Origin of the sequence: Arthrobacter sp. U41, from assembly GCF_001750145.1 — a bacterium.
Taxonomy (GTDB): Bacteria; Actinomycetota; Actinomycetes; order Actinomycetales; family Micrococcaceae; genus Arthrobacter.
Genome location: NZ_CP015732.1, coordinates 1874481 through 1893779, shown reverse-complemented (window position 1 = coordinate 1893779; position 19299 = coordinate 1874481). Strand labels below are relative to the sequence as shown.

Sequence of the window (19299 nt, the reverse complement as noted above, 5' to 3'; positions counted from 1 at the left end):
CCGAGCGAAGTGAGGACTGATGGACCTCCTGGGCCGCTACCCAGCCGACGCTAGGAAACGAGGGTCTCAGTCACGCCCGGCGGCCGTCTTCGGCGAGATGGCGGTAGAGCGTTGCGCGGCTCCAGCCGACGAGCCGGGCGACTTCCGCGGTGCGTCCCTTCGCACGGGCATCCATGATGCACCCCCGGGAGACCATTTATGGTGAGACGCGTTTCCGAAACATAAGAAAGCCGGCTTTCTTCAGCCACAATGTCGATTTCCGGAGTCATCTTCCCGGAATGTTCGACGTTGTCTGCACAGCTTCCGACTGCCGTCCTAGTCGGACAGGACCTGTCAGAGCCCTGCCATGAGTGGACGCCGGGGGCTATGCACTGGCAGGTCTTCCGACATTCGTCGGACTCAGTCAGGAGCGGGTTACACCTGCCGTAGTTGTTAGGAATCCAGCCCTATGGCCGTCAGTTCCTGACCCAGAACCAGTTCCAGTGTGGAGATTTGCATGTCATCCAGATGTTCTTTCATCCGTGCGATCATTGCCTGGAAATCTGGCCGTGACCTGAACTCCTCGATCGCTTCCCGGCTCTCCCACACGGCGTAGCTGAGATAACTCGAGGGCTGATTGAGATCGCGAAGTAGCCGTGGACGCTGAAGAAGGCCACGAATTGGAGGATCCACATCCTTTACTCCCGATTCCGCGAACGCCCGTGCGAATGCCTCCTCATGGCCCGGCTTCACCGACCAGCGGCCGGAGGTATAGAAGATCCCTGCGGCAACACCGCGGCCAGGAGTCGGCACATCGGAATCCAGGGGCAGGTCATCGCTCATCGGTGGTGGCACAGTCATCAAGTGTTCCTTCTGCTCGTCAAAGGGATAGCGGGAGTGAACGAAATCACGGAACCAATTGGGCGCGCGGGGAACTCCTAGGACTCGCTTGGTCCCAGATGCTCCGCCTCATCGTCCGTGGGCAACGGGGTCTCCTTGAGCTCCACAAAGAACGTATGCGTGTCTGTTTCCCCAATGTTTTCTCCGGAATGGTGCTGGGCCGGCAACCACCGGGCGACTCCGGCGGGTAGCTCCACATCCACGGACTTTCCGTTGGAAGAAATGCGGCGACGGAAAGCACTGACTGTAACCATCACGCTGTCGGGGTGACTATGCTCTGTGGTCGTATGCCCGGGTGAGTCGGTGTACTCAAGCACGCGGACGCGTTCATTTTCAAAAGCCACCCGGTAATTCATCGGGTTCGTCTCAACAGGATCCTCCGCCATGGACGGAATATACGCCTATACATGGCAGCAGGACCAGAGGATTCTAAGCCCTGATAGCGCTGGGGGCGCGGACGCTGAGGGGTAGAGGGCCCTCGCTACAGTCTGCTTGACAAAAAACATAGGGGCACCCCGTTGTCCTGTTGGCGGAGCTTCGCGTAGCTGTGGCCGACGGAGCCGGGGGCAGCCCGAAGGGCAAGCAGCGGATGGATTGTGGGAGGAAATAAGCGCAGCGCCGACACAGGGCATCCGGTGCGGTGCCGTCCGCAGGACGGCTAAGCCAGTGGAGCGGGCACGTACGAGCGCCGATGATCCCCAATGAGGTTTGCTGCCCGAGGCGGATCAGGCGCGCAGCAGGCGCCTGTCGTAGCGCCGGGGGCGGTGGTGGTTGCCGGTGTCCCGGGGCACCGGGGCCAGTCCGGCGACCCCTGCAAACCGGTCAGCAGTCCGAAGACGGTGAGGTCGCCGCCGGTGGCGTCCAGAAACTCCGCGGCCAGGACGGGTCCGAAGCCCGGCATGCTGAGCAGGGTCTGGGCGTCTCGGTATTCGGTGACCTTCTCGCTGACCAGTGCAGCGAGCTCGGCGAGTTCCTGGTCGAGGGTGATGATTTCCTGTGCGAGGGCGGCGACGATCATCTCCCCGAGGTGTTGGGCGGGGACGGTGGTGTGCTGGGATTACGCGGCATCGACGGCGGCCTTGGCGACGGCGGCGGACGAGCGGGTGCCGTGTTTCTTCAGCCAGGCATGGAGCCTGGTCTGGCCAGTCCGGCGGATCCCGTCCGGGCTCCGGTGTTTGGTCAGCAGCAGCAGAGCGGCTTTGGAGCGGCTGTAGTCGAAGGCCCGCTCCAGCGCGGGGAAGTATTCGAGCAGCTGGGCCTGCAGTCGTTTGATCGCCCGGACCCGGTCCGGGGCTTTATCGGCTCTCCGTGCGGTGAGGATCCGCAGGCCGGTGCTGATCTCGTCCCCTGGCCGCAGTAGCTGGAGGTCTTTGCGCATTCGGGCCTAGTCGGCGATCACGGCAGCGTCTTTCGCGTCGGTTTTGCCCTCGCCGCCGTAGAGGCGGGAGGCATGGTGGACAATCCGGCCCGGGATGTAGAGGACGTTTTGGCCGTGGGCGACGAGCATCGCGATCAGCAGCGCCGGGCCCCCGTGATTCAGGTCTGTGGCCTGCCCAGAGGACCACGTCCCCGTCCCCGAGTTTGAGTAAGTTGGCGATTAGCCCGAGCAGGGCTGGTTCGTCGTTGGGGATTTTCTGTGAAAGCAGCCGGTTTCCGTCGGCGTCGATCACAACACAGTGGTGATGGGCTTTGCCGGCGTCGATACCCATGCTCCGGCAGTCGGGCTGCGCCGGCCCGCCCCAAGACATTGCCTGCCAAGAAGTTCACCATCGCCCAAGAAGATGTGGGCGGACCTCACTGTGGGCGGGTGATCTAACGGCCCTCGGGTCTCAGTACGGAAGCAGGCAGCAGCGAAAGGAGCTAAACCTTTCCAGTAGCACGCTCGGGCAGTTCGATTTCCCCCCGGGAGGAATGGGCTCCGGGCATGGTCAAGTCGCCAGAGGAACTGCAACGGGCGGCAGTTTCTCGGCACGTTGCCGGATTCCCTTTAGCATCCTTCGCTCCATGATGAACCAGCACGTATCGATCAACGGCGCCAGAAACCAGAGGACGGTCCTGGTGTAGATCCGGATCCGCACCCGGCTCACCAAACGTGTACTGTCTCCGTTCGGGTATAGCGCGAAACACCAGCTGACGCGGCCGGAGAGCGGTTCCAGCACCATGGCTCGTTCGGAGTCAAGGACCACAACCGGCCAGTTCGGGCCTTTGCCCAAGGGGATCACGTCACCTGCGGCAAGCCGTTGGAACTCGGGAAGTATCCTGTCGGCGCTTGGGCCGCTCAGGATACCGAAGGCCCGGTCTAGGAAGTCGTAGCTGTACAGGCCCCCGCGCCGGTCGCCCATTTGCACAAGCCAGGGCCAGATGCTGCCTGGGCCCGCCTTGATGGACACGGCCCTGGTTGTCGTTATGTACGGGCCGTTCACGAGCTCGTCACCGGGCATTGAACGTTCACCCTCCTCTCTGCTGGTTCCCCAGTGGAGGTGGAGCGGGCGAAGGAAGCGATGGTAGGCAGCCACCGCGGCCAGTATTGCCCCGACAGTCCGGAGGATCCTTGGAGGCAATTGAGCTAAATGCCCGGGATCTTCCATGGTAGAGCCCTCTCCATACCGTGAATGCCATCCCAGGGGTTTCCCGGCAGGCTCTTGGGGGCGCCCGTTCAGCAGCGCCGGCTGTGCGCCAAGGCGGAATTTTTCAAGCTGAACGGTACCAACGGGAGTTAGGCGGCTGACTGTTCGGTGTTTTCCTTGGGTTGGTTGATCCATGCGGGCCCGGGCAGGGCCAGGATTTTGGGGTCGGTGGTTTTGGTGAAGCGGTTGGGATGTTTCGCCCGTGCTGCTGCGAGGGTTGCGGAGCGTTCCTTGGCGACGCCGGCGGCGAGCCTGTAGTGGACGTTCGCGGGCGTGTGGAAGCCGATCCCGGAATGCTGGTGGTGATGGTTGTACCAGTCCACAAACTCGCTGATAAAGGCCCTGGCATCGCCAAGTGAAGCGAAGCGTTCGGGAAACATGGGCCCGTATTTCATGGTCTTGAAGAGGCTTTCTGAGTACGGATTATCGTTGCTCACCCGGGGCCGGGAATGTGACCGGGTGACCTCCAAGTCCGAGAGCAGCGCGGCCACAGTCTTGGACGTCATCGAGGTCCCCCGATCCGCGTGGACCACCTGCGGGATGCCGTGGATACCGAAGATTTCCTTCATCATCTCCACCGCTAGAACCGCGGATTCGCTGGCGTGCACGTGCGCGCCGACAATGAAGCGGGAGTGGATGTCGACCATCATGTAGCAGTCGTAGTATCTGCCCTTCACGGTCCCGGCCAGCTTCGTAATGTCCCACGTGTTATGCCGACGTCGGCATAACACCTGTTATGCCGACGTTGTGATTATGCCGATGTTGGTCTGCGATCCCAGGTTCCAGGCGGTGGACGGGGTGAAAAGGTCGGCATAATCACGCTGTGGTGATCGGCTTGTCTTCTCAACTATTGGGCAGACAAGGAGCACACGATGACAGCGACAACACGAGCGGACCGGGTCCAGATCCACGGTCCGCTGCAGAAACACGCCGAGGGATTCAAGGCCGAACTATTGCGGCTGGGATTCACCCCGGCATCGATTGTGAATCAGTTCCATCTGCTGGCACATCTGAGCCGGTGGCTCGAGGCGGGAAGCATGCGCCTTGGCGATCTGACGGTGGTGCAGGTCGATGCATTCCTCGCCGAACGCAAAGCGACACATACCGCGTTGTTCACCCGCAAGGCGCTGCGCCCGTTGCTGGGCTGGCTGGCTGAGTCAGGGATGATCACCGCGGAGGCAGCGTCTCCACCCCGGCCGCCGGAGGATCCGGCGGTGCTGGTCCGGTTCGAGCGCTACCTTCTGACGGAGCGTCGTATCGGGGCGCGCACCACGTCAGCTTATGTGGTGCGGGTCCGGCGGTTCCTGAAGACACATTGTCCGTCCGAGGGGTTCGCCGGGTTGAGCGGTGCCGACGTCACGCGCGCGTTGCTGGAGGAGGGAGTGGGGCGGGCACCTGCGTCGGTGAAAAAGTTCGGCTATGCGCTGCGGGCCTTTCTGCGGTTCTGTTTCATCACCGGCGAGCTCGACCGTGATCTGACCGGAGCGACGCTGGTGATTCGGGAACCGTTGCCCTCCCTTCTTCCGCTGGGCGCCAGCGCGGAACAGATCGACACCCTCCTGCAGGGCTGTGACCGGACCACAGCTGCGGGGCGGCGCGAATATGCGGTAATCCTCCTGCTAGCCCGGCTCGGCCTCCGCGCCGGGGAAGTGGCCGGAATGCAGCTGGAAGACATTCACTGGCGCCACGGCGAGGTCCTCATCCGCGGCAAGGGCGCCAAACTCGAGTGCCTTCCGCTGCCAGCCGAGGTCGGCGCCGCGGTGGTGGACTATCTGATGCATGCCCGTCCGGCCGATGCGGACTTGCGGGAAGTGTTCTGCACCATCCGTGCTCCGCGACGACGGCTAAGCTCTCCGGGGGTTTGGGCGATCGTGACCCGTGCCTGCACCCGCGCGGATTTGGAGACATTCGGGCCCCACCAGCTGCGCCACAGTTTGGCCGAGGCGATGGTTGCCGCCGAAGTGCCGTTGGCCGCGATCGGGCAAGTACTCCGCCACGAGGATCCCGCGACGACGGCGAACTACGCCCGGGTGGACGTGATCCGGTTACGAGAGCTGGCCCGGCCCTGGCCGGCCGGGGGTGAACTGTCATGACCTGGAACGAGAAAGTCACCGATTATCTGCGCCTGCGCCGCCAGCTCGGCGCCCGCCTTACCTGGCCTGAACACCTGCTGCACCAGTTCGCCACACACCTCACGGCCGCGGGCATCGAGGTTATCACCGTCACCGAGGCAATCACTTGGTGCAGTCTCCCGCCGGCCGGGGTGACGGCCGCGCCGAGGACCCGGGCGTCGAGTCGGATGACCGCCGTCCGTGGGTTCGCCGACTACATGCACGCCCTGAACCCGATCCACGAGGTTCCGCCCCGCGGGATCTTCGCCGGCCCCGTGCATCGTCAGGGTCCCTACATATATTGTTCCGCTGAAATCACGGCGGTGATCCGCGCAGCCGCCACCCTGGAGGGCAGGAGTCGGGCGCAGACTTACCCGGTGTTGTTCGCGCTGCTGGCGGCCACAGGACTACGGGTCGGGGAGGCCCTCGCACTGGACAGGGACAGCGCCGATTTGGATGCCGGAGTGCTGCTGATCAGTCGGGGAAAGGGGCGCGACCCACGGCTGGTTCCGCTCCACCCGACCGCCACTGCCGCACTCGAACGCTATGCTCACTGGCGCGATGACCAGCACCACGGTCGCAGGCCAGCGTTCTTCACCGACGCAGACGGCGAACGGTTGAAATACGCAACTGTTCGCGATAACTGGGTGCACGCTTCTACTGCCGCAGGACTACGCACTGCGGCGCGGCAGCCACGGATGCACGACCTGCGGCATACGTTCGCGGTGAACACGCTGCTGGGCTGGTATCGCGACGGGGCCGATGTTGCCGCGAAGATGCCCGCCCTGTCGATCTATCTGGGCCATTCCGATCCGGCGAATACCTACTGGTATCTGAGCGCCGTTCCCGAACTGCTCGCTCACGCTGCCGCCCGCCTTGATGCCGCGAACACCCGGGAACAGGCAGAATCATGAGCAGTCTCGCCCCGCTGCTGCAAGCGTTCTTCACCGACCGGCTGGTCACCCAGCGCCAGGCCAGCGGCAACACAATCGCGGCCTACCGCGATACGTTCACGTTGCTTCTCGGCTACGTCTGCGATCTGAAAGACAAGACGCCCTCACTGGTGGAAATCAGCGATCTTGATGCCGACACCATCACCGGGTTCCTCCACTATCTGGAGGAAGTTCGGGGCAACAGCCTCCGCACCCGCAACGCCCGCCTAGCCGCGATTCACTCCTTGTTCGGTTACGCCGCATTGCGCCACCACGAGCATGCCGAAGTGATCCAACGCGTCCTGGCGATCCCGACCGCGAGAATGCACCGCAACATCGTCACCTGGCTTGACCCCAGCGAAGCCGATGCACTGCTGCGCGCCTGCGACCAAGACACCCGCACCGGCCGCCGCGACCATGCAATGTTCACCCTGGCGATCCAGACCGGACTGCGCATCAGCGAGATCATCGGGCTCACCATCGCAGACGTCCACACCGGTGTCGGCGCGCACGTCCACTGCCTCGGCAAGGGCCGCAAAGAACGCCGCACACCGCTGCTGCCAGCCACCGTCACCGTCATGAATGAATGGATCGTCGAACACAGTGGCCCCGCCGATGCCGCGCTGTTCACCACCAGCACTGGCCGACGTCTCAGCCGTGACGCGATCGAGCACCGCATCCACCACACCATCACCACGGCTGCAACGTCCTGCCCCTCGCTGGTCGGAAAACACGTGACCATGCATACGCTGCGCCACACCGCCGCGATGCGGCTGCTGCACGCCGGCGTCGATACCACCGTCATCGCTCTCTGGCTCGGCCACGAACAGATCTTCACGACAAACATCTACCTCCACGCCGACATGACCGTGAAGGAGGAAGCGATCGCGAAAGTCACCCCACCCGGCATCGCGGCTACGGTGCGCTACCAGCCCCCCGACACCGTCCTGGCCTTCCTCGCGATGCTGTGATTATGCCGACCTTTTCACCCCGTCCACCGCCTGGAACCTGGGATCGCAGACCAACATCGGCATAATCACAACGTCGGCATAACACGTCAGCACCTGGCCCGGGGCGGTGGCCACGAGTTCGGGGAGGGTGCTTGGCCAGGCGGCGGCGTTCCTTGACCTGTTTGTTCTCCTCCAACACCCGGTAGAACGTTGACAATGAGCCCAGATAGACGCCCGCATCCAGGAGCTTCGCATAGACCTGCATCGGGGCCAGGTCCACGAACTCGGGGGCGTTCAACACCGCCAACACCGCAGCCCGCTCGGCAGGGCTGAGCTTGTTCGGTGGCGTCACCGCCGCCGCCTCCCGGGGCGGTGAGATCTTGCGGTAAACCGTGGTGCGTGAGACGCCGGTCAGGGAGGCCGCCCGCCGGGTGGGGACCTGTTGTTGGCGCAGGCCGTGGTAGGCGGCCATCAGTTCTTCTTGGACTTCGGCTCGTCCGGTGATTCCTGAATGGCGTTCTCTAAGAACGCCGAGAGTTTCTCCATGATTCCCAGGGCTGCCTCGGATCGTTTCAACCGGCTCTCACTCACCCCCAGCTGGCGGCGCAACCGCGCGATCTCAGCCTGGTCCGCCGACAGTTTCCCGATTGTTTCCCCGGGCTTCTTGCCCGCCAAAACGCCAGCGTCACGGAGCCGGCGCCATTCAGTCATCTGGGATGAATACAGGCCTTCGCGGCGCAGGAACGCGCCGCCTTCGTTGCCTTGGCACGCCGCCTCGTACGAGGCCAAATATTCAAGCTTCTGCACTGGGGTGAACGACCGTCGAGGGGTCGGTCCACCGGAACGCGGTCCGGGACTGTTCATAGGACCATCTTGGCCTACGGCACTCAAAACTGGACTGGACATGATTACTGGATTCCTGGTTCTCGCCCCACGCGATTAAGCGGACTTGCTATGACCCAGTGGCACCGTTCCAGCCTGACACGTAGGGAGGCCGCCTGAGGTTTAGCTTGGCCCCTCACCCGAGGAAGGGCCAGAGCCATTAGGCCCGTCTGTTGCGGGGGTTTATGGATAGGGCCGTGCCGGCGGCAAGGAACCAGAGCATCGGGGAAAGTTAGCCACCAGAACCGGGAATCTATCACCAGCATTGTAGAAACGGTTGAAATCAACGCGCCAGCGGACGCCCTTATGGGTGCGAGCCCTGGGCTAAGGGGTGGGTCAGTCTGCGAAGACGGAATATGGTTCGCGGTAGCGGCTGGGCAGTTCGCCGGCGGCCCCGGGCAGGGCAACGAATTCGGCGGGCTGCTGGGGAGTTTGTGGTTCGTCCAGCGGGGTCGCGGTTCCGGTCCTGCTTCGGCAGTCGGGCCGGCCGTGGGGGTGGTTGTCCGGGCTGTGGGATACCCCTGATGCGCACCGGAGAAGAAATTGACCCCGCGGTGCGCCCAGCGGCATTTGCCTGGCACCGGCCCTTATCCCTTGTCCTCGGGAATCCTGCCGTTGAACAAACCCGTGCATCAGTTTGGCGACGACAGCCAACTCAAGCGGTGACAGGACGCCTCGTTCCGGGACCCGGAACCCATCGGTGCTGGTCCCTCGTTCTTGAACCGGGGCAGGCGGCCGACCCCGGCTGATAGGACGCCACTGCACCGTTGTCCCCAGCGGCCAGTCGGGTCAGCGCTAGCGGGCTTCTGGTTCCTGAGCAGTCTGATGGAGCGCCGGATGTTGCTCGGGGTGAAGGAACGTGATGAGAAGGGATCTGCCTAGGGCTTTACCGCGCGCACGGGTTCGTCTTCCGCCGCTTCATCTTGGGCGGCGCGCTTGTTCCCTTCAATGTTTGCCTCGGCCCGGCTCCTGATCCCGTGGAGCATCCGCAGGGACATGACGAAACTGGCAACTTCCACGGTTTCGACCAGGAACGGGGCCCACCACCGCCGATAGGCGTACCGCTCACGGACAACGAGGCGGGTGGTTCCGTCTGGCTTTGGCTGGAGGACGAAGGCCCAGGTGAAGTCGAAGGGGCCGGGTGCTGGACTCGGGGGAATGCGCAGGACAAGCGTCCTTCCCGGTTCAAGGAGCCCCACCTCGAGGTTCGAGGAGTCCGTGGGTGCCAGATGAACCGGGTCCCCCACTTTGATGTCCTGCCACTCAGGGTGTATCCGGTCCGCGCTATGGATGTCCAGACCGGCGAGGTTCTCCAGGAAGTCGTAGCTGTAGAGCCCGCCCCGGCGCTGGCCCATCTGCGCCAGCCAGGGCCACACCTTTTCAGCCGGAGCATGAATGGTGATGGACCGTGTTGCCTGCAGGCCCGCATGAGTGATGAAGTCGTCACCCGGATGCCGGCCGCCCAGCTCCTCAGGGGTGGAACCCCAGCGGAGCTGGAGGTGCCGGAATGCGAATCCGCAGCCCACAACGCAAGTGAGCGCTGCGGGGGCAGAGAGTCGGCCCAGGTTTCGTGCTGGCATCATTTAGCCGAGTCTCCCAACCCGCGGTTGACTTGTCATGGGCCGGAAGCCCCCGTTCCCGGACGGTTTTTCCAGGGAAGACCTTACAGCTGCGCGTGATCTTGGCCCCCCAAGCAGCACCTTCCTGGCAGAAGATACGCACGGTGGGCCAGCGCCGCCGGGATTCAGAGGGAAAGCACGAACACCATTAGCGCGAAGCCAGGGCAAGCCGGTTGGCTGAACCGGCTTGCGCCATCGTCTGTGCTCGCGGTACCGGGAAGGACACCCGGTACGGGAGGAAATTGATGGACGTCAACTTTCTGCGCCGGGTGGCCAGGAACGGCCTTGACGACGGAAACTTCATCCTGCTGGATCTCTCGCTCGGCTTCTGGGCAAACGGAGGCCACGCCGAGGCCGTTCCCTCAGGCGTTCTGCCGGTTCTCGGCGACAACGTCGCTGGTGGCCGGAGCGGCAGATGACGGTAGAGACTGGAGCGGGTGATGCCGGTTGCCTACCGATCTGCGAGATGGAGAGCCCCTGGTCACGCAGGTGCGCGGCGTAGGAAAGTTTCGTCGGATCGACGACTGTCTGTGCCGTCCGCTTCAGGGTGCTGTATACAGAGAGATATTAGCTTCCTTGCACTCCGGGACGATGACTTTGAGCACTAGCCCTGTGAACCGGTCAAGCGGTTCGGGAGAAGGCTGGGGGGAACTCGTTTGTGGGATTTCTTAGACGGGGTCAGTCGGCGGGTGGCTGCGTTCACCACGCACATGCACAGCGCCCAGTACGCTGCCCCTGCAGCGAGCGAGGCCCCAACGGCCAGTGCCGGGCTTATCCCGGCCAGGGGCGGGTAGACCAGCCAGTGGACCAAGTACGCGTAGAGGGAGGCACTGGCTAACACCACGGTGAGTCGGCGGAGGCCCTTCGGCACCGGGATGCTGGGCAGCCAGATGAGCACCAGGATCCCGGCTAGGAGCGTGCATTCCCTGGTCACGTTTTCGAAGAACCCGGGTACGGTGAGTACCGCAATGGCTGAGACTACACATCGTTGGGCTACCGTCCGGGACCGTGCAATGGCCCAGCCCAGCGCGAAGAGCCAGAGGGCCGGCGCCGTGTGCGGCACTCCCGGGTTCACCAGTTCGTAGCGGGTGAGCAGTCCGGCTCCGGTCAGGGCCAGTGGAAGGAGCAGGGGGAAACGCCGCTCGGCGCGGTCCGCCCACGGAACGGCCAGCAGGGCTGTCATTCCCAGGAGCAGGTAGACAAGTATTTCGATGAACCAGAAGTGCCACTGTGTGGTCACTGTCTCCGGCCCAACTATGGCGTTTAGGAGCAGGATATTGGCAGGCGTGTAGTTGTCGGTGATCAGATAAGCGACAACGATAAACGCCATGCTGGGGACGACGATTCTGGCTAGGCTGTTCAGCTGCCGCCGCAGGCGCTGGAAACGCTCCCCCGAGAGCTGGAAGCGGGCGAAGTTGTACCCGGCCACGGCCATGAGCACGTGCGCCGCGCCCTGCCAACTGAATAAACCGACGTGTGTACTGACGATCAGGACGATCCCCACGGCCCGCAGCACGATGCTCGTTTCGAGCGGCGCAAAGAACCGCCGCCGCTTCCGGGCCGGAGCAGTGCGGGGCCGCGGTTCCAGGTCCCGGACAGGCGTCACGTGCCAACCCGGCGGGAGATGGCCTAAGGCTTGTTCCAATCTGACCGATGCTGCCACGTAGGACAGCGAGTCCCCGCCCAGCGAGACAAAAGTGTCCCCGTCGGCAATGTCGGCGACCTCCAGAGCGTCCTCAAAAATCCTTCGGACGCTGCCGGGGCCGGCGGCGGCCCCGTCCGCAGGCGCGTGCACGGGTTCGGGCCGGGACAGCGCCAGGACAGCCTGATAGTCCAGTTTACCCGTGGCCAGACGCGGCAGATGTTCGACGGCGTGAACCTGCAGAGCGGCACGGGGCAGACCCAATCCCTGGGACAGAACCTTGCCCAGCAGCCGAGTGTCGTGGTCGCCCTCGACCGCGACGACGAGGCCGTCGTCGGTCCCGGCGCTGGCTGCCTGCACGCCGAGGTCGGCCAGGATCCGCTCCACCTGCCCGAGGTCAACGCGCAGGCCGACGATTTTGACGAACCTGCTGCGGCGCCCGACCACTTCGTAGACTCCTGTGGGGTGCTGCCGGGCCAGATCGCCGGTGCGGAGCTCATCGATGCTCCGGCCCTTTCCGAGGTCCTCGGCCGTCTCGGCATAGCCGAGCATGACGTTTGGGCCCGTGAACACAAGCTCACCATGCTCCAGGCCGGGAACAGGGTCGATGCGCAGTGAGCCTCCGGGGACGGGGATGCCAATGGCCCCGGGAACTGTGGCCGCGAGTTCAGGAGGCAGATAAGCCATCCGGGCCGTGGCCTCCGTCTGGCCGTACATCACGAAAAGATCCCAGCCCTGCCGGCGCCCGAGCCCGGCGTACTGTCGCACCATCTCCGGTGCGAGCCGGCCTCCGGCCTGGGTGACGTAGCGCAGGCTGGGCAACTCCATACCCGCGAACCCCACCCGTTCCAGGAGTTCAAAGGTGTAGGGAACGGCGGCGAATGCTGTCGCACCGCGGTTCCGGAAAAGCTCCCAGAAGCACGGATCGACGACGGAAAGGTCGGTGAGGACCAGTCCCGCACCTCGGAGCAGGTGGCTGTTGATTACCGACAGCCCGTAACAATAGGACATCGGCAGGGTCGTCGCAGCACGGTCGTCCGGGCCGATGTTCAGGTACTCGGAAATAGACTCGGCGTTGGATTGCAGGTTCGCATGCGAGAGACGAACAAGCTTCGGCGAGCCCGTGGACCCGGACGTGCTAAGCAAAAGGGCAAGATCCGGGTGCAGCTCGTGGCGGGTGCCCGGCCGGCGTTCCTCGAGGACAGTGCGCCCGTTCCCTGACCGCACAATCACATCGGGGTCATAGGCAGCAACAAGGGATTCCAGGGCTGCAGGTTTGTCCTCGGGCAGGAGGATAAGGGGGTGCCCGCCTGCCAGTGCCGCCAGATAGGCCACGAGCGACTCGAGGTTGTTGGCTGCCGTCAGCGCGACGAGGCGCCGTTCGGTGCCGAGCCGGACGGCAAGATCGTCGACGCGCTCCGCCAGCTCCCGGTAGGTCACTGCGACGTTGTCGGTGAGAATGGCGGGACTGTCCCCGTGGCTCGCAAGATCCGCGGCAAAGGGCACCCGCAAGAAATCAAGCTGCGTGGTCACCCGGACGATGGTATTAGATTAGGATCACCTAAGCAAAATTGAGCTACAAAAACTTTGCGTAATTATCTGGTGCCGCTAGTTGAGGGTCGGCGGGATCCCCCAGACGAGGACGGCCCTCCTTGCCTGGCAGCGTTCGACCTATTTATGGGCGGACTCAAGGGGCGCCAACGACGCCGCCCAGTTTGCCGAACTGGACACCCTGGCCGAATTGGCCAAGCGCCGAGCCGGCGAAGACCGCGCACTTCTGCTCGATGTGCGGACCGAAGTTCTGCTCCAGCGGCTCTCCCAGGACATCCGCGACCAGTTCGGGGGCATGTCCGAACAGGAAGCCATCGCAGGAATGGAGGCCAAGTCCACCGAGTTCCGCGAATCCGGCGGGAAGGTCTATCTGAGGGCGGCGAAGATTCCGAAGACGAGCTTGCCGGATGCGGCGGTGGCGTCGATGGCCGCGCCCTGGCCGGTGAGGACTTTCAAGCCGATGCCGCGTTCGGTCAGGTCGTGGACGATGTTGACCAGGTGGCGGAGGTCACTGCCGAGCCGGTCAAGTTTCCAGACGATCAGGGTGTCGCCGTGGCGCAGGGCTTTGAGGCAGGAGACCAGCGGTGGCCGGTCGTCGTCCTTTCCCGAGGCCTTGTCTTCGTACATGGCCTCAGGATCGGTCCCGGCGGCGAGGAGGGCGCCGCGCTGCAGAAGGCTGCAGGCACGAACGCGGGCGCTCCCAGGCAATAGTCCGGTCCCTCTCCCTAGCAGATCGAAACCGAACTCAAGGCCTTTCACGGTGTCCGGCCCGGCACACAGTGTGGTTGCCGGAGCACGTACGACAGCTGACGGCCGCCCCGTCGTCGGGGTGGCCGCCAGTTTTCGTTCGTGTTATTGGTGCTAGTGCTCGGCCTCTGCGGCAGCCTTCTTCTTGGCGTCCTTTTCGGCGTCCTTCTCGGCGCGCAGCGCCTCCGCCTCGTGCTGCTCCTCGGCTTTTTCGTGGTGGATGGCCTCTGCCAGGAGTTTCTCCATCTCCTTGGCCACGCCGGCGGCCGAGGCCGGGTTCTGGCCGGTCACCAGCCGCTCGTCGACCACGACCTTCTCCTCAAAGACATCAGCGGAGACGTGGGTGGCGCCCTGTTCCTCAAGCCGGTCTGCCAAAAAGAACGGGATGACCTTGTCCTTCCCTGCGGCAACCTCTTCGTCGTTGGTGAAGGCGGCCACCTTCCGGCCCTCGACGAGGCGAAAGCCGTTGGCCAACTCGACGTTCAGCAGGCCGGCCGGCCCGTGGCAGACCGCGCCGACAACGCCGCCGGCGTTGTAGACGCTGGCTAGGAGGTTCTGCAAGCCTTCGCTGTCCGGGAAGTCCCACATGGTGCCGTGGCCGCCCACGAGGAAGACGGCGTCGTACTGGTCGGGATCAACGACGTCGACGCGGGCAGTGTTGTAGAGGCCGGCGCGCGTGGTCTCGTCCTCCGTGAAGGCGACCTGGATGGGATCTTCTGAGTCCACCTCGTCGCGCGGGGGCTGGCCGCCCTGGATGGACGCGAAGTCGACGAAGTGCCCGGAATCCTTGAAGACCTTCCAGGGATGTGCAGCCTCGGCCACGTTGTAGCCGGTCTTCTCTCCCGTGTCGCCGATCTCGGAAACGCTGGTCAGTACCATGAGGATTTTCTTCATGAAGTGTTCCTTTCGTCTAACTTCCACCCTACGCCAGCCCAATTCGGGCCCTCCCTGCGGAAATATTTGGGTTCCTTCAACTCAGGAACTATCTTCACAACCGCATGAGGGTTCTGCAGTTTTTTTGAATCACCGGGTGCCAGCCATTCCCTAGCAGGCATGGCGACCCTAGGCTTTCAATCCGGGGCAGCTGCCTCTAATCAAAAACGGGGGAAAAATGCCGGATGCGTGGACGTGCGACCACTGCGGTGCCAAGACCATCAACCGAAAAGTGGAATCCACGTCGTTGGGTGATCGGGCAAAGCAATTTATAACAGTCCCGGCAAAGTGCAGCGACCCCCGGTGTCCCAATAGCGACCGTCTTCAGCACGGCCTGGAGTGGTGCAGTCCCGACTAAGTGGCGTCCCCCCGGCGTAACGCCTGAACGTTATGTGACGGCCGATGAGAATGCGGCGGGAACGGCGGGCAGCTCCCCATCGAAGGGTTTAGGGGAAGGTTCCGGCCGGGGCCGAGGATTCCTGCAGCTGGCTCCATCGTTTTGAGACCATGGAGCCAGCCTTTGCGGAATCCGGCTCGATCGGAACACCGAAATGGTCTCTCCCCAGAAAGATGCCCGGGCCAGATCCCAACGCAAGACTAAACGGCTTAGCTTTGGCGGGCAAGAGGATTCAATTTGACTTGAACATTCTTTTTTCCTGTGGTTTATTCGTTCCCGCTTTTCGCACTTTGGGCCCGCCTGAAAGGTCCCTAGCCGGCCGGGCTCACCACGTCTTCAAGCACCGACCGGTCGAAGAAGCGGATCTCTCCGGTTTCCGGAAAAAACACGGGAACGACGGAAGTACTCGGGTCCTTCGAGGTTTCGTAGATTTCCGGCGCACCCCCGTGCCGGCGGGCAATGGTTCCGACCAGGTCCGTGCCGCGGACCCTGACGGTCCGGTATTTGTAGCTCATTTTGGGCTCCTTTGGTGACGTGGGACACAGCCTACTCCTCGCTGTCCAGCCCCTGCGGGCGCGCACGTCACGGAAGACCGCGGAGCCCGCACTGGTGCACAATGCGTTCATGACCAATAACGCTCCCCGCCCGGTCTACTTCCTTTCGGACAGTACGGGCATCACCGCAGAAACGCTCGGCAACACCCTGCTGACGCAGTTCCCCGCAAACGATTTTGACCGCATCACGGTCCCCTTCATCACCACCGTCGACCAGGCGCGGGCCGTTGTTAAGGTGATCGACAACCGGGCCGCCGCCGGTCTGCAGCCGATCGTCTTTTCCACCGCCGTCGGCAGCGACATCCGCCAGACGCTGGGCACCTGCAAGGGGATCATCGTGGATCTCATCGGGACCCACGTCGGAGTGTTGGAGAGTGCCTTGGGCACGCAGGCCAGCGGGGAACCGGGGCGGGCGCATGGCCTCGGCAATGCGGCCCGTTACCAGTCCCGGATGGCCGCCGTCGAATACGCCATGGAGCACGACGACGGCCAGAGCCTCCGTGCGCTCGAAAAGGCCCAGGTGATCCTGGTGGCCCCGTCCCGCTGCGGCAAAACGCCCACCACCATGTATCTGGCACTGCAGCACGGCATCTTCGCCGCCAACTTCCCGCTCGTGGACGAGGACTTTGAACGCGAAGGACTCCCCAAGCCGCTGCGGCCGTTCGTTTCGAAGTGTTTCGGCCTCACCACCAACCCTTTGCGCCTCAGCCAGGTCCGCACCGAACGCCGCCGGGGCTCGCCCTACGCCTCGCTGCGGCAGTGCGGCTTCGAGCTGCGCAGCGCCGAGCGGCTGTACGTGTCTCACGGGATCCCATACCTCAATTCGGCCAGCGTCTCCGTGGAGGAAATGGCGGCCACGATCCTGCAGAAGATGAACCTCAAGCATTAGGGGCAAGGTTCACAAGTGTTGCGTGGACCACATCAGGTGGAAACACCGGCGCAGACATGTCACTGTGGACAGGAATCGCGCCCTCAACCGGCGACCGCCCCGCGTGGGGCGGTGATACCCCATGCCATCATCTGCAAAGGAGCAGCAACCATGACGACAGACATCCTGTGGTTCTCAGAACTCGGCCTCAAGGATCTGGATCGGGTGGGCGGTAAGAATGCCTCCCTCGGCGAGATGGTGCAGAACCTGACCTCGGCCGGCGTCCAGGTTCCGGACGGCTTCGCCACAACCGCCGACGCCTACCGCAGCTTCCTGGCTGACTCGGGCCTGGACCAGAAAATCGCCGACCGGCTGGTCGGCCTGGACACCGACGATGTGACCGCCCTGGCAGCAGCGGGCAAGGAGATCCGCACGCTGATGCGCGAGACGCCCTTCCTGCCGGACTTCGAAGCGCAGATCCGGGCCTCATACCAGAAGCTGGTGGAAAAGCACGGGGGCTCCGATGACCTCTCCTGGGCCGTCCGCTCGAGCGCGACCGCGGAAGATCTCCCCGACGCCTCCTTCGCCGGACAGCAGGAAACCTTCCTGAACGTCCGCGGCATCGAGAACATCCTCGTGGCCATCAAGGATGTCTTCGCGTCCCTCTACAACGACCGGGCGATCGCCTACCGGGTGCACCACAAGTTCGAGCACGCCGAGGTCGCACTCTCGGCGGGCGTCCAGCGCATGGTGCGTTCCGACGTCGGCGCTTCCGGCGTGATGTTCACGATGGACACCGAATCCGGGTTCCAGGACGCCGTCTTCGTCACCTCCTCCTACGGCCTCGGCGAGGCCGTGGTCCAGGGCGCCGTGAACCCGGACGAGTTCTACGTCTACAAGCCGGCCCTCCAGGCCGGCCGCCCCGCCATCCTCAAGCGGGGACTGGGCGAGAAGGCTCTGCAGATGACCTACACGAGCAACCGCGAAATCGGCCACACCATTGACTTTGTTCCGGTTGAGGCCTCGCTGCGGAACCGCTTCAGCCTCACGGACGACGACGTCGAGCAGCTCGCCCGCCACGCCGTCGCCATCGAGAACCACTACGGACGTCCCATGGACATCGAGTGGGGCAAGGACGGGATCGACGGCGGCCTGTACATTCTGCAGGCACGCCCCGAGACCGTGCAGTCCCGCCGGACCTCCGGCAGCCTGAGCCGTTTCCGGCTGAACGGGACCAGCAAGGTGCTCGTCGAGGGCCGCGCCATCGGCCAGCGCATCGGCGCCGGCAGCGTCCGCATCCTCACCTCGATTGACCAGATGGCAGCCTTCAAAACCGGCGACGTCCTCGTCGCGGACATGACCGACCCGGACTGGGAACCGATCATGAAGCGTGCCTCGGCGATCGTGACCAACCGCGGCGGACGCACCTGCCACGCGGCCATCATCGCCCGGGAACTGGGGATTCCTGCCGTCGTCGGCACAGGGTCCGCCACGGATATCCTCTCCGACGGGCTCGACGTGACTGTCTCCTGCGCCGACGGCGAGACCGGCGTCATCTACGAGGGTCTCATCGACTTCAGCGTCGAGGAAACCGAAATCACCCAGCTGCCCGAGGCGCCGGTAAAGGTCATGATGAACGTCGGCACGCCCGAGCAGGCTTTCACCTTCGCTCAGCTGCCCAACCACGGCGTGGGCCTGGCCCGGCTGGAATTCATCATCAACCGCCAGATCGGCATCCACCCCAAGGCGCTGCTGAACCTGGATGACCAGCCTGATGAGGTCAAGGCAGAGATCCGCGAGCGGATCGCCGCCTACGACAGCCCCCGCGAGTACTACATCAAGCGCCTGGCGGAAGGCGTGGCGACCATCGCCGCGGCGTTCGCGCCCGAGCCGGTGATTGTGCGGATGTCCGACTTCAAGTCCAACGAATACGCCAACCTCCTTGGCGGACCCGCCTACGAGCCGCACGAAGAGAACCCGATGATCGGCTTCCGCGGCGCCTCGCGGTACCTCGAGCCGTCCTTCCGGGACTGCTTCGACCTGGAGTGCGAGGCACTGTCCTTCGTCCGCAACGAGATGGGCCTGACCAACGTCAAGCTGATGATCCCGTTTGTGCGCACCCTGGACGAGGCCAGCGGCGTCATCGGCCTGCTCGCCGAGAACGGCCTGCGCCGCGGCGAGAACGGCCTTGAGGTCGTCATGATGTGCGAGCTGCCCTCCAACGCGCTGCTGGCCGACGAGTTCCTGGACTACTTTGACGGCTTCTCCATCGGTTCCAACGACATGACCCAGCTGACCCTGGGCCTGGACCGCGATTCCGCCATCGTCGCCGGCAGCTTCGACGAGCGGAACCCTGCCGTCAAAAAGCTCCTGAGCATGGCGATCAAGGCGTGCAAGGCGCGCGGCAAGTACGTGGGCATCTGCGGCCAGGGCCCCAGCGACCACCCGGACTTCGCCGAATGGCTGGTCGAAGAGGGCGTCGATTCCGTCTCGCTGAACCCCGACACCGTGGTGGACACCTGGCTCCGGCTCGCCGGTGCCAGCGCGGCCGCAACGGCCGCCGCCGTCTAATCCGGTTGACCTGACGGCGACCTGACGCGGTGTGCT

The 19299-nt window shown here is 64.0% G+C and carries 15 protein-coding genes and 6 pseudogenes; 7 read left to right on the top strand and 14 right to left on the bottom strand.

The features are described from left to right. Positions 1 to 70: 70 nt before the first annotated feature. The 8 genes and pseudogenes from ASPU41_RS22000 to ASPU41_RS08780 all read right to left on the bottom strand — a co-directional run. Positions 71 to 172 (bottom strand): annotated as a pseudogene (locus tag ASPU41_RS22000) (helix-turn-helix domain-containing protein); the annotation flags it as partial. A 260-nt stretch (positions 173 to 432) separates the two neighbouring features. Continuing rightward, on the bottom strand, positions 433 to 840 hold the full coding sequence (locus tag ASPU41_RS08805; RefSeq protein WP_083266435.1) for an antibiotic biosynthesis monooxygenase family protein: 408 nt from the start codon (positions 838 to 840) through the stop codon (positions 433 to 435). A gap of 77 nt (positions 841 to 917) precedes the next feature. Next, on the bottom strand, positions 918 to 1265 hold the full coding sequence (locus tag ASPU41_RS08800; protein WP_069950605.1) for a cytoplasmic protein: 348 nt from the start codon (positions 1263 to 1265) through the stop codon (positions 918 to 920). A 272-nt stretch (positions 1266 to 1537) separates the two neighbouring features. After that, a complete protein-coding gene (locus ASPU41_RS23335; protein ID WP_069950604.1) occupies positions 1538 to 1897 on the bottom strand; it encodes a hypothetical protein in 360 nt (119 codons plus the stop codon). 39 nt (positions 1898 to 1936) lie between these two features. Then, positions 1937 to 2386, bottom strand: a pseudogene (locus tag ASPU41_RS23330) (IS110 family transposase). Between the two features lie 100 nt (positions 2387 to 2486). Further along, positions 2487 to 2588, bottom strand: a pseudogene (locus ASPU41_RS24015) (IS110 family transposase); the annotation flags it as partial. Between the two features lie 219 nt (positions 2589 to 2807). Next, on the bottom strand, positions 2808 to 3467 hold the full coding sequence (locus tag ASPU41_RS08785; protein WP_069950603.1) for a hypothetical protein: 660 nt from the start codon (positions 3465 to 3467) through the stop codon (positions 2808 to 2810). 128 nt (positions 3468 to 3595) lie between these two features. Further along, positions 3596 to 4213 (bottom strand): annotated as a pseudogene (locus tag ASPU41_RS08780) (transposase); the annotation flags it as partial. Positions 4214 to 4378: 165 nt separating this feature from the next. Between ASPU41_RS08780 and ASPU41_RS08775 the strand changes: the two are divergent. Genes ASPU41_RS08775 through ASPU41_RS08765 form a run of 3 tightly spaced genes read left to right on the top strand, consistent with a single transcriptional unit; the run spans position 4379 to position 7520 of the window. Further along, positions 4379 to 5599: a tyrosine-type recombinase/integrase gene (locus tag ASPU41_RS08775; protein WP_069950602.1), complete on the top strand. Its 1221-nt coding sequence runs from the start codon at positions 4379 to 4381 to the stop codon at positions 5597 to 5599. Then, a complete protein-coding gene (locus tag ASPU41_RS08770; RefSeq protein WP_069950601.1) occupies positions 5596 to 6531 on the top strand; it encodes a tyrosine-type recombinase/integrase in 936 nt (311 codons plus the stop codon). The genes ASPU41_RS08775 and ASPU41_RS08770 overlap by 4 nt, the downstream gene beginning before the upstream one ends. Then, the gene (locus tag ASPU41_RS08765; protein WP_069950600.1) at positions 6528 to 7520 is read left to right on the top strand and encodes a tyrosine-type recombinase/integrase; all 993 of its coding nucleotides are present in this window, start codon (positions 6528 to 6530) and stop codon (positions 7518 to 7520) included. Before ASPU41_RS08770 ends, ASPU41_RS08765 begins: the two co-directional genes overlap by 4 nt. 118 nt (positions 7521 to 7638) lie before the next feature. Here ASPU41_RS08765 and ASPU41_RS23315 read toward each other — a convergent pair. Together ASPU41_RS23315 and ASPU41_RS08755 are read right to left on the bottom strand one after the other, a co-directional pair. Next, positions 7639 to 8363, bottom strand: a pseudogene (locus ASPU41_RS23315) (IS3-like element ISAar46 family transposase); the annotation flags it as partial. An 896-nt stretch (positions 8364 to 9259) separates the two neighbouring features. After that, positions 9260 to 9964, bottom strand: coding sequence for an SRPBCC family protein (locus ASPU41_RS08755; protein WP_197515802.1), 705 nt, complete (start codon positions 9962 to 9964; stop codon positions 9260 to 9262). 281 nt (positions 9965 to 10245) lie between these two features. On the opposite strand from ASPU41_RS08755, the gene ASPU41_RS22620 reads away from it, so the two are divergent. Then, positions 10246 to 10419 carry a hypothetical protein gene (locus ASPU41_RS22620; RefSeq protein ID WP_157356969.1) on the top strand — a complete coding sequence of 58 codons (174 nt, stop codon included), beginning with the start codon at positions 10246 to 10248 and terminating at the stop codon, positions 10417 to 10419. Positions 10420 to 10604: 185 nt separating this feature from the next. Here ASPU41_RS22620 and ASPU41_RS08750 read toward each other — a convergent pair whose 3' ends face one another. Continuing rightward, a complete protein-coding gene (locus tag ASPU41_RS08750; RefSeq protein ID WP_083266432.1) occupies positions 10605 to 13175 on the bottom strand; it encodes an AMP-binding protein in 2571 nt (856 codons plus the stop codon). Between the two features lie 218 nt (positions 13176 to 13393). Between ASPU41_RS08750 and ASPU41_RS23310 the strand changes: the two are divergent. Next, positions 13394 to 13566: pseudogene (locus tag ASPU41_RS23310) on the top strand (phosphomethylpyrimidine synthase ThiC); the annotation flags it as partial. Here the strand turns inward: ASPU41_RS23310 and ASPU41_RS08745 are convergent. The 3 genes from ASPU41_RS08745 to ASPU41_RS08735 all read right to left on the bottom strand — a co-directional run bounded on the left by ASPU41_RS08745 (position 13560) and on the right by ASPU41_RS08735 (position 15785). Continuing rightward, a complete protein-coding gene (locus ASPU41_RS08745; RefSeq protein ID WP_442856247.1) occupies positions 13560 to 13820 on the bottom strand; it encodes a recombinase family protein in 261 nt (86 codons plus the stop codon). The pseudogene ASPU41_RS23310 and the gene ASPU41_RS08745 sit on opposite strands and share 7 nt — an antisense overlap. A 234-nt stretch (positions 13821 to 14054) precedes the next feature. After that, complete coding sequence (locus tag ASPU41_RS08740) at positions 14055 to 14834, bottom strand: type 1 glutamine amidotransferase domain-containing protein (protein WP_069950598.1); 780 nt, start codon at positions 14832 to 14834, stop codon at positions 14055 to 14057. 747 nt (positions 14835 to 15581) lie between these two features. Then, complete coding sequence (locus tag ASPU41_RS08735) at positions 15582 to 15785, bottom strand: hypothetical protein (RefSeq protein ID WP_069950597.1); 204 nt, start codon at positions 15783 to 15785, stop codon at positions 15582 to 15584. Positions 15786 to 15894: 109 nt separating this feature from the next. Between ASPU41_RS08735 and ASPU41_RS08730 the strand changes: the two genes are divergently transcribed. Next, complete coding sequence (locus tag ASPU41_RS08730) at positions 15895 to 16713, top strand: pyruvate, water dikinase regulatory protein (protein ID WP_069952579.1); 819 nt, start codon at positions 15895 to 15897, stop codon at positions 16711 to 16713. A 150-nt stretch (positions 16714 to 16863) separates the two neighbouring features. Next, the gene (gene ppsA, locus ASPU41_RS08725) at positions 16864 to 19263 is read left to right on the top strand and encodes a phosphoenolpyruvate synthase (RefSeq protein WP_069950596.1); all 2400 of its coding nucleotides are present in this window, start codon (positions 16864 to 16866) and stop codon (positions 19261 to 19263) included. Positions 19264 to 19299 lie beyond the last annotated feature (36 nt).

Coding starts and splice junctions, on each gene's coding strand:
- ppsA (WP_069950596.1), top strand. CDS start 16,864: ATGACGACAGACATCCTGTGGTTCTCAGAACTCGGCCTCAAGGATCTG.
- ASPU41_RS08755 (WP_197515802.1), bottom strand. CDS start 9,964: ATGATGCCAGCACGAAACCTGGGCCGACTCTCTGCCCCCGCAGCGCTC.
- ASPU41_RS08745 (WP_442856247.1), bottom strand. CDS start 13,820: ATGTACGAAGACAAGGCCTCGGGAAAGGACGACGACCGGCCACCGCTG.
- ASPU41_RS08785 (WP_069950603.1), bottom strand. CDS start 3,467: ATGGAAGATCCCGGGCATTTAGCTCAATTGCCTCCAAGGATCCTCCGG.
- ASPU41_RS08805 (WP_083266435.1), bottom strand. CDS start 840: ATGACTGTGCCACCACCGATGAGCGATGACCTGCCCCTGGATTCCGAT.
- ASPU41_RS08770 (WP_069950601.1), top strand. CDS start 5,596: ATGACCTGGAACGAGAAAGTCACCGATTATCTGCGCCTGCGCCGCCAG.
- ASPU41_RS23335 (WP_069950604.1), bottom strand. CDS start 1,897: ATGATCGTCGCCGCCCTCGCACAGGAAATCATCACCCTCGACCAGGAA.
- ASPU41_RS08740 (WP_069950598.1), bottom strand. CDS start 14,834: ATGAAGAAAATCCTCATGGTACTGACCAGCGTTTCCGAGATCGGCGAC.
- ASPU41_RS08765 (WP_069950600.1), top strand. CDS start 6,528: ATGAGCAGTCTCGCCCCGCTGCTGCAAGCGTTCTTCACCGACCGGCTG.
- ASPU41_RS08735 (WP_069950597.1), bottom strand. CDS start 15,785: ATGAGCTACAAATACCGGACCGTCAGGGTCCGCGGCACGGACCTGGTC.
- ASPU41_RS08800 (WP_069950605.1), bottom strand. CDS start 1,265: ATGGCGGAGGATCCTGTTGAGACGAACCCGATGAATTACCGGGTGGCT.
- ASPU41_RS22620 (WP_157356969.1), top strand. CDS start 10,246: ATGGACGTCAACTTTCTGCGCCGGGTGGCCAGGAACGGCCTTGACGAC.
- ASPU41_RS08730 (WP_069952579.1), top strand. CDS start 15,895: ATGACCAATAACGCTCCCCGCCCGGTCTACTTCCTTTCGGACAGTACG.
- ASPU41_RS08775 (WP_069950602.1), top strand. CDS start 4,379: ATGACAGCGACAACACGAGCGGACCGGGTCCAGATCCACGGTCCGCTG.